Raw genomic sequence first — 8,418 nt, 5'->3', positions numbered from 1 at the left:
GTCTGACGCGACGAGGGGCCCCGCCGGCCGGCGGGGCCCCTCGTCGCGTCAGACGCCGGCCGGCGGCGCGCCGAGCAGGGCCGCCAGCAGCTCCAGGTCCGCGCCGGTCAGGCTCTCCAACTGGTGTACGCCGTCCAGCGGCCCGATCGGCACCTCCGCCGGCACGGCCAGCACCGCCGCGCCGGCGGCGAGCGCGCTGGCCACCCCGGTCGGCGAGTCCTCGATCGCCACGCAGCGGGCGATCGGCACGTCGAGCAGCCGGGCGGCGGTCAGGTACGGCTCCGGGTGCGGCTTGGCCGCGTCGACCTCGTCGCCGCAGACCACCGCGTCGAAGCTGTCCCGCCCGAGGGTGTCCAGCGCGACCTCCACCAGGGGCCGGACGCTGGAGGTCACCAGCGCCGTCGGGATGTCCGCCGCGCGGACCGCCCGCAGCAGCGTCAGCGCGCCGGGACGCCAGCGCAGCCCGGTGCGGAACAGCTCCAGGATCCGGGCGTTGATCCACGCCGCGCTGACGTCGGGGTCGCGGTGCGGCTGGCCCAGGTCGTCGTGCAGGATGCGCATCGACGCCGCCATGCTGGTGCCGACCATCGCCTTGCGGGCCGCCTCGGAGAGGGTGGCGCCGTACTCGGCCGCCAGCTCGCGCAGCGCGACGTCCCACAGTTTCTCGCTGTCGACCAGGGTGCCGTCCATGTCGAAGAGCACGGCGGCGGGGTGGTGGCTGCTCAGGACATCCTCCCTCGGGTGGCGTACCCCCGGGATCCTCTCAGCCGGGACGCCGGCGGCGCGCCCAGGTGCCGCCGGCGTGACCTGGCCGACGGGTTGCGGGCGGCGGCGAGACCGGACGACGCCGGTCGCCGTCGCCCCGGTGCCGGGCGAACTTCGGGTCCGGCTCAGCCGAGGCCGCAGGCGCCCAGGGACTGCTCGTAGCCGCGGAAGAAGGACTCGGTGCGCTGCTCGGCGGTGCCGTGCGAGCCCTCGGCGAACCACGGCTGACCGGGGTCGTCGCCGACGGCGAGCAGCCCCTCGCGGAACTCCTCCAGGTCGCCGTCGTCGAGTTCCAGCATTCCCGAGCGCACCGAGTCGCCCAGGTACGCCCCAGCCATGCAGTCGGCCTGGAGTTCCTGCTCGATGGTGAAGCGGTACTGGATGCCGAGCCGGGTCTGGACGCCGTGGGCGTACTCGTGGCCGAGCAGGTAGAACACGAACGCGTCACCGACCTGGCGGAACGCCCCGACCGACCAGTTCACGTCGTAGGCGATGAAGTCGCCGGCCGAGCAGTAGACCGCGTTGTTGCGTGGCAGGCCCTGCCCGCCGCAGGACACCTCGCCGTCGCGCTGGTACGGCACGACCCGCCGGATCGGGCGGAACCGCTCCCCCGAGGCGCGGAACCGGTCGGCCCAGTACCGCTCGGCGATGCGCCGCGCGTCCGTGACGTCCCGCTGGAACTCCTCGACGCTGGTGGTGCCGTCGGCGCGGGTCTGCACGGCGCCGGGCGAGGCCGCGCCGCCGGGCTCCTGCCCCGCGGGTTCGGACGTCCCGCCGACCACGCACCCGGCCGCCACGACGAGAGCCACCGCGAGGCCGGCGAGCGCACTCGGCGGCCGGCGTCCCACGCGCGTCGTCACTGTCCCTCCCCGGCGTCGGCGATGCCGTGCGCAGTACCCCGGCGGCCCGCGGGTCATGCCCGGCCGCGGCCGACGACGCCGGTCGGGCATGCCCGCGCCGCCCGCCTCGACGACGCCTGAGCCCCACCGCCAGGTTCGGGGTGGTCAGGGGCTGGCGGCGAGGAACACGAACGCGGCGAGCAGCACCAGGTGCACGCCGCCCTGGAGCACGGTGGCCCGCCCCGGCACCACGGTCAGCACGCCCGTGACGACGGTGAGGGCGAGCAGGGTCAGCTGGGTACCACCGAGGCCGAGCAGCAGCGGCCCCTCCAGCCAGATCGAGGCCAGCGCTATCGCCGGGATGGTCAGCCCGATGCTGGCCATGGCCGAGCCCAGCGCCAGGTTCAGGCTGATCTGCACCCGGTCGCGGCGGGCCGCCCGGGCGGCGGCGATCGTCTCGGGCAGCAGCACCAGCAGCGCGATGACCACGCCGACGAAGGACTGCGGCAGGTTCGCCCCGGCGACGGCGGACTCGATCGCCGGGGACACCGTCTTGGCGTCACCGACGACGGCGACCAGCGCCACCAGCAGCAGGCCGAGGCTGAGCAGGGCGGCCCGGTTCGACGGCGGCGCGGCGTGCCCGTCGGCATCCACCACCCGCCCCTCGCTGGTGACCGGCAGGAAGTAGTCGCGGTGGCGGCCGGTCTGCACCATCACGAACAGGCCGTAGAGCGCGAGCGACGCCACGGCGGCGAAGGCCAGCTGCGCGGGGCTGAACTGCGGGCCCGGCCGACTGGTGGTGAAGGTCGGCACCACGAGGCTCAGGGCGGCGAGGGTGGTCACGGTGGCCAGCGCGCCACCGGTGCCCTCGGAGTTGAACACCGCCACTTTGCGGCGCAGCGCGCCGATCAGCAGCGACAACCCGAGGATGCCGTTGCACGTGATCATGACGGCGGCGAAGACGGTGTCCCGCGCGAGGGACTGCGTCTTCTCGCCGCCGCTGATCATGAGGGTGACGATCAGCGCGACCTCGATGACGGTGACGGCCACGGCGAGGAGCAGCGAGCCGTACGGCTCCCCCACCCGGTGCGCGACCACCTCGGCGTGGTGGACGGCTGCCAGCACCGCTCCGGCCAGGAACGCGGCCACCACGACGACGGCAGGACCGGGTAGGTCGCGTCCCCAGGTGAGGATCAACGCCACGACCGCGAGCAGCGGTACGGAGACGGTCCAGTCGGTCAGGCGTGAGCGGAGCAGCAGAGCCATTCCCCAACCCTGCCAGGAATCGCGATCATGTGACCACCGACTGGTGGTACGCGGTGGCGGTCGGCTCACCGTCGCGCCGTCCAGGTGCGCCGCCAGCCCGAGCCGTCAGCCGTAGGTGGGCTGCTGCGGCCAGCCGGGCGGGGAGTCCTCCCAGTCCTCCTGGCGGCCGTACGGGGTGAGGTCGAGGATGCTGTTGACGAAGACGAGCCGGTCGACGCCGCGCGCCGTCGTGTTGTACGTCCGGTAGACGTCCGCGCCGTCGCGCAGGAAGACGCTGAGCATGAAGCCGCGCCCCGCCCCGCAGTCCGCGGCGAACGACGTGCCGTGCGACGACACGAACGGCAGGGTCCAGCCGCGACGCGCCTTGTACGCCTCGATCTGCGCCAGCGGCATGTCCGACACGGTCGCCCAGCTGATGCCCCGCTCCGCCAGCCGCGCCAGCCCGGTCACGGGGACGCTGTCGGTGAACCAGGTGCAGCCGGGGCAGTGGTGGTCGGGGCCGTTGTCCATGAACTGGTAGACCACGAGCTGGCCCCGGCCCTCGAACAGGTCGAGCAGGGTGGCCGGGCCGGTGGGCGTGTCGAAGCGGTAGCCGCTGTCGAACCTGACCATCGGGAGGCGGCGACGCCGGGCGGCGAGCGCGTCCTGCGCGCGGGTCAGCTCCTTCTCGGCCTTCAGCAGGTCGTCACGGGCCTGCTGCCACTCGTCGGCCGACACTGTCCGGGGCTTCTCCATGAGGCGATTGTGCCCAGGGGGCCCGGCGACATGCCGGTGCGACGCGCCGGCGGGGGCGGGCGTGGCCGCCCGCGGCCCGGGCGGGCGTCGACGGGCGGCACCGGCTCGTCGGAGTCGCGCCGCGTCCCACCTGGACAGCGCCGGGCGGGGCGACCGACCGGGGTGGAGCGTCATCCGTCCACCCCGGCGGTGCCGTCCGACGCCGCGGATCCGTCCGACGGGGATCAGGCGGCGGCGCGGAGCCGCTCGATGTCGTCGAGCACCTTGCCGGCGGCGATGGGTCCGGCCCCGCTGCTCCACACGCTGCCGTCGACGGCCGCGACCCGGTCGTTGCGGGCGGCTTCGAGGCGGGCGAACGCGGGCTGCGCCCTGGCCGCCGCGAGGGCCTTCTCACCGTCGGCGTTGAGGGTGGCGACGTAGATGAAGTCGGCGTCGAGCTGGCCGAGGTTCTCCAGGCTGAGCGGGTCGGTGTGCGGCTTGTCGGTGAAGTCGGCGGCCGCCGGCAGGGTGTCGCCGGTCAGCTCGACCAGCCGTCCGGCCATCAGGGACGAGGACATGATGAGCGGGCCGGTGGGCATCCACCGGACGACGGCGGCGGTGCCGGTGCCGGTCCGCTTGGCCGCGAGGTCCTTGGCGCGCTGCTCGATGTCGGCGAGGAGCTTGTCGCCCTCGGCCTGCCTGCCGAGGGCGGTCGCGATGGTGCGGGTCTCGCTCTCCCAGTTCCCGAACGCCTGCGGCTTCGGGACGACGGTCGGCGCGATCGCCTTGAGCGCGTCGTACTGCTCCTGGGTCGTGCTGGACGCGGCCAGCACGAGGTCGGGCTTGGCCCCGACGACAGCCTCCAGGTTGATCTCCCGCACGGTGCCGACCAGGGTGATGCCGGGGACCCGGTCGGCCAGGTAGGCGGACACGCCCGTGCCGCCCCGGCTCGACAGTGTCCCGACCGGCACGACGCCCAGCGCGAGCGCGCTGTCCAGGGCGGTGTCGCCCAGCGCGACGACCCGCTTCGGCGCGGCCGGCACCTGGACGGAGCCGAACGCCGTCTCCACCGTGGCTCCGGCCTGCGATCCGCCGGCCGAGGCGGGCGTCGGGTCGGACGATCCGCCGCAGGCGGTCAGCAGGATCAGCGGCAGGGCGGCGAGCCCGGCGGCGAGACGTCGTCGGGACAGGCCGGTGCGCGAGGTGCTCATGGATGGCTCCGAAGGTGCTCGAAAGAAACCTCTGTGAGGGAGGTATGGTATGCCTTACCTAACCACATCCGCCCGGCGGGGCGCGAGACAGCTCGGAGGGCACGTGGTCGTGCAGGAACGCCGGCGGGCCGTGCCCCGTCCCCCGGCACGGCAGGCGGAAACAGCAGGCCCGCCCCGGCCTCGGGTGGCGGGAATCGTCGTGCCGCTCGCCGTACTGGCGCTGGCCGTCGTCGCGTCGCTGCTGTTCGGCAGTGGTCAGGTGGGTCCCGGGCGGGCGCTGCGGGTGCTCGTGGGCGCGGGTGACGCCGAGGCGGCGTTCGCGGTGTGGCAACTGCGCTGGGACCGTACGGTCGTCGCCGTCGTCGTCGGAGCCGCGTTGGGCACGGCAGGCGCCGTGCTCCAGGCCGCCGCGCGCAACCCGCTCGCCGAGCCCGGCCTGTTGGGCGTCAGCGCCGGCGCGTCCACCGCCGTCGTGCTGGTCATCGCGTTCGGCGGCAGCGTCGCGACGCTCGGCCCGCACGTCGCCGTGCTCGGCGCCCTGCTCGGGTGCCTGGCCGCGCTCGGCGCGGCGCGGCTGCGCGGGGTCGGCAACGACCCGGTGCGGCTGGTGCTCGCCGGGGCGGCGCTGAGCGGCCTGCTGGGCTCCTTCACCTCCGTGCTGCTGCTCGTCGACCAGCGCAGCGCCGACGAGGTCCGGTTCTGGACCGTCGGCGCGGTCGCCGGCCGGGACCTCGGCGTACTGACGTCGGTCGTCCCCGCGCTGCTGCTCGGTGGCCTGCTGGTCCTCCTGGTGGCCCGCCCGCTCGCCGCCCTCGCCCTCGGCGAGCAGGTGGCCGCCGGTCTGGGCCACCGCCCGCGGCGGGTCCGGCTCGGCGCGGTGGTCGCCGTGGCCCTGCTGGTGGGCGCGGCCACCGCCGTCGCCGGCCCGATCGCGTTCGTCGGTCTGGTGGTGCCCTTCGCCGCCCGCGCGCTGGTGGGGCCGGACCTGCGTCGCGTGCTGGTGCCGTCGCTGCTGCTGGGGCCGGCCGTCGTACTGGCCGCCGACGTGCTGTCCCGGCTGCTCGTGCGGCCCTACGAGATGCCGCTCGGCGTGGTCACCGCGCTGCTCGGCGCCCCGGTCCTCGTCGCCGTGGTGCGCGCCCGACGGGTGCCCGCGCTGTGAGCGCCTCCCCCGCCGCGCCGGTCACCGTCCCCGCCGGCCCGCGGGCCCCGCGCGGCACCCACCTGCTGCGGCTCGGCCGGATGTCCGTGCTGCTGCCGGTACGCGCCGCGGTCGGCTGCGCCGTCCTCGTCGTGCTGCTCACCCTCGCCGTCGGCGCCGCCCTGGCGGTCGGCACGGTGTCCATGGGTCCACTGCGGTCGCTGCCCGCCATCGCGGGCGTCGGCGACCCTGCCGACGTCCTCGTCGTGCAGCGGCTCCGGCTGCCGCGCCTGGTCGCCGGCCTGCTGGTCGGTGCCGCGCTCGGCGCCTCCGGGTGCCTCATGCAGACCCTGGCGCGCAACCGGCTCGCCACCCCCGGCACGGTCGGCATCGACGACGGGGCCACCGCGTTCGCCGTCGCCTCCGTCGTCGGCGTCGCCACCACGTACGCGCCCTCGGGCATGGCGCTCGTCGGCGCGGCCACCGCGGCCGCGCTGGCCCTGGGGCTCGCCGGCGGCGCCGGCACCTCCGGCTACCGGTTCGTCGTGGTGGGACTCGGCGTGGGTGCGGTGCTCGGCGCGGTGACCAACCTGATGCTCGTCCGCGCGCCGATCGACGCCGCCAACGCCGCGTTCCCCTGGTCGGTCGGCACGCTGAACGCCCGGCCCGCCGTGCCGGTCACCCTGCTCGCCGTCGGGCTCCTGCTGTGCCTGCCGGCCGGGATGCTGGTGGGCCGGCAACTCGCGGCGCTGCGGTTCCCGGACGCGGTGGCCGCCGGGCTCGGCGTACGGGTCCGCGTCGTCCGGCTCGCCGCGCTGGCGGTCTGCGTGACGTGCGCGGGACTGGCGGTCGCCGTCGGCGGTCCCCTCGGCCTCGTCGCGCTCGTCGCCCCCGAGGCCGCACGCCGCATCTGCGGCCCGCGCGGCGTCCCCGTCCTCGGCAGCGCCCTCGCCGGCGCCGCGCTGGTGCTGCTCGCCGACACCCTCGGACGCACGGTCGCCGCCCCGGTCGAGGTACCGGTCGGGCTCGTCACCGCCGTCGTCGGCGGCCCCTACCTCATCTGGCTCCTGCTCAGCTCACGCCCCCGGAGAGTCCCGTGACCACACCCGCCGCCGTCCTGCACGCCGACGACCTGACCCTGGCGTACGAGCGCACCGTCGTCGTCGACGCCGTACGGCTGACCCTGCCGCCCGGCCGCCTCACCGCCGTCGTCGGGCCGAACGGCTGCGGCAAGAGCACGCTGCTCGGCGGGCTCAGCCGGCAGCACCGGCCGAAGGGCGGCGCCGTCCTGCTCGACGGGCGCGTACTGGCGAAGCTGCCGGCCCGCGAGGCGGCCCGCGCGATCGGCCTGCTGCCGCAGTCGGCCGAGGCCCCGGACGGGCTCACCGTGACCGACCTCGTGCGCTTCGGCCGACAGCCGCACCAGGGGCTGCTGCGGCAGTGGTCCGCGCAGGACCAGGAGGCCGTGCACCGGGCGCTCGCCGCCGCCAACGTCGCCGACCTGGCCGACCGGCCCCTGGAGACCCTGTCGGGTGGGCAGCGGCAGCGGGCCTGGATCGCAATGGCGGTCGCGCAGGACACCCCCGTACTGCTGCTCGACGAACCCACCGCGGCGCTCGACCTGGGTCACCAGCTCGAGGTCTTCGAGCTGCTCCGTGAGCTGGCCGCCGCCGGTCGCACGGTCGTGGTCGTGGTCCACGACCTGACCTCGGCCTGCCGCTACGCCGACCACCTCGTGGCCATGCACGCGGGCCGGGTGGTCGCCGAGGGCGCGCCGGAGGCGATCGTCACCACCGAGCTGGTGCGGCGGCTCTACGGGGTCGAGTCCGCCGTGCTGCGCGACCCGGCCACCGACTGCCCGGTCGTGGTGCCCCTGCGGCTGGCGTCCTGACCGGCCGTTGCCTCCAGGACGGCCAGCAGTCGGCGGACCGCCGGCACGGCCTCCCCGATCGCCCGGCGGTCGGCGTCGTCGAGGCGCGCCAGCGCGGCCGACAGCACCTCCTCCCGGGCGGCTCCCCACGACGCCAGTCGCTCGACGGCCGCCGGCGTGAGCCGCAGCCGCGCGGCGCGGCGGTCCGCCTCGTCGCGCTCCCGGACCAGCAGGCCCGCGCCGACCAGCTCGCCGACGATGGTCGACACCGTGTTCGGCACCAGTTGGAGGCGCTCGGCCACCGACCGGATGCCGACGCCCGGGTTCGCCTCGACGGTCCGCAGGACCTCGACCTGCGCCTCGGCCAGCCTCGGCACGTCCACCTGCCGACGCACCGCCCGGCGGGCGGCTCGGGCGACCGCGCCGAACACGGGTAACTGCCGGGCCAACGACGCGGCGTCGTCGCCGTGCGGGCCGGTCACGGACGGGTCCCCCGTTCTTGCGCGCGCCCGGCGAGGGACGCGGGATGACGATGCACGGGACGACCCTACCGACGTCGCGCTGACGATGCCCGCCGCGGCGCGGACGGCAGCGCCGGTGCCGACCCTCAAG

At 75.7% G+C, this 8,418-nt stretch carries 9 protein-coding genes; 3 read left to right on the top strand and 6 right to left on the bottom strand.

Features of this window, described 5'->3' with window-relative positions; all coding sequences use genetic code 11:
• Positions 1–48 precede the first annotated feature (48 nt).
• From AB0L34_RS18560 to AB0L34_RS18540, 5 genes are all read right to left on the bottom strand, one after another.
• A complete protein-coding gene (locus AB0L34_RS18560; protein ID WP_357456924.1) occupies positions 49–702 on the bottom strand; it encodes an HAD family phosphatase in 654 nt (217 codons plus the stop codon).
• 188 nt (positions 703–890) lie between these two features.
• On the bottom strand, positions 891–1,625 hold the full coding sequence (locus AB0L34_RS18555; RefSeq protein WP_363705615.1) for a neutral zinc metallopeptidase: 735 nt from the start codon (positions 1,623–1,625) through the stop codon (positions 891–893).
• Between the two features lie 144 nt (positions 1,626–1,769).
• Positions 1,770–2,870, bottom strand: coding sequence for an ionic transporter y4hA (locus AB0L34_RS18550; protein ID WP_363705614.1), 1,101 nt, complete (start codon positions 2,868–2,870; stop codon positions 1,770–1,772).
• Positions 2,871–2,975: 105 nt separating this feature from the next.
• Positions 2,976–3,605, bottom strand: a complete 630-nt coding sequence (locus AB0L34_RS18545; RefSeq protein WP_357456930.1) for a DUF899 family protein — start codon at positions 3,603–3,605, stop codon at positions 2,976–2,978.
• A 224-nt stretch (positions 3,606–3,829) separates the two neighbouring features.
• Positions 3,830–4,795: an iron-siderophore ABC transporter substrate-binding protein gene (locus tag AB0L34_RS18540; RefSeq protein ID WP_363705613.1), complete on the bottom strand. Its 966-nt coding sequence runs from the start codon at positions 4,793–4,795 to the stop codon at positions 3,830–3,832.
• Positions 4,796–4,994: 199 nt separating this feature from the next.
• Here AB0L34_RS18540 and AB0L34_RS18535 point away from each other — a divergent pair, with 199 nt between their 5' ends.
• From AB0L34_RS18535 to AB0L34_RS18525, 3 genes are read left to right on the top strand one after another with little or no spacing between them, the layout of a single operon-like run.
• Complete coding sequence (locus tag AB0L34_RS18535) at positions 4,995–5,957, top strand: iron ABC transporter permease (protein ID WP_363705612.1); 963 nt, start codon at positions 4,995–4,997, stop codon at positions 5,955–5,957.
• A complete protein-coding gene (locus AB0L34_RS18530) occupies positions 5,954–7,036 on the top strand; it encodes an iron ABC transporter permease (protein ID WP_363705611.1) in 1,083 nt (360 codons plus the stop codon). Before AB0L34_RS18535 ends, AB0L34_RS18530 begins: the two co-directional genes overlap by 4 nt.
• Positions 7,033–7,827: an ABC transporter ATP-binding protein gene (locus AB0L34_RS18525; RefSeq protein WP_363705610.1), complete on the top strand. Its 795-nt coding sequence runs from the start codon at positions 7,033–7,035 to the stop codon at positions 7,825–7,827. The genes AB0L34_RS18530 and AB0L34_RS18525 overlap by 4 nt, the downstream gene beginning before the upstream one ends.
• Here AB0L34_RS18525 and AB0L34_RS18520 read toward each other — a convergent pair.
• Positions 7,749–8,288 (bottom strand): MarR family transcriptional regulator, encoded by a 540-nt coding sequence (locus tag AB0L34_RS18520; protein ID WP_363705609.1) that lies wholly within the window; start codon positions 8,286–8,288, stop codon positions 7,749–7,751. The genes AB0L34_RS18525 and AB0L34_RS18520 overlap by 79 nt on opposite strands.
• Between the last annotated feature and the right edge of the window lie 130 nt (positions 8,289–8,418).

It is taken from the genome of Micromonospora sp. NPDC052213, assembly GCF_040679695.1.
GTDB lineage: Bacteria > Actinomycetota > Actinomycetes > Mycobacteriales > Micromonosporaceae > Micromonospora.
Note: the sequence above shows the minus strand (reverse complement) of the source record. Positions and strands in the feature narration are given on the sequence as shown.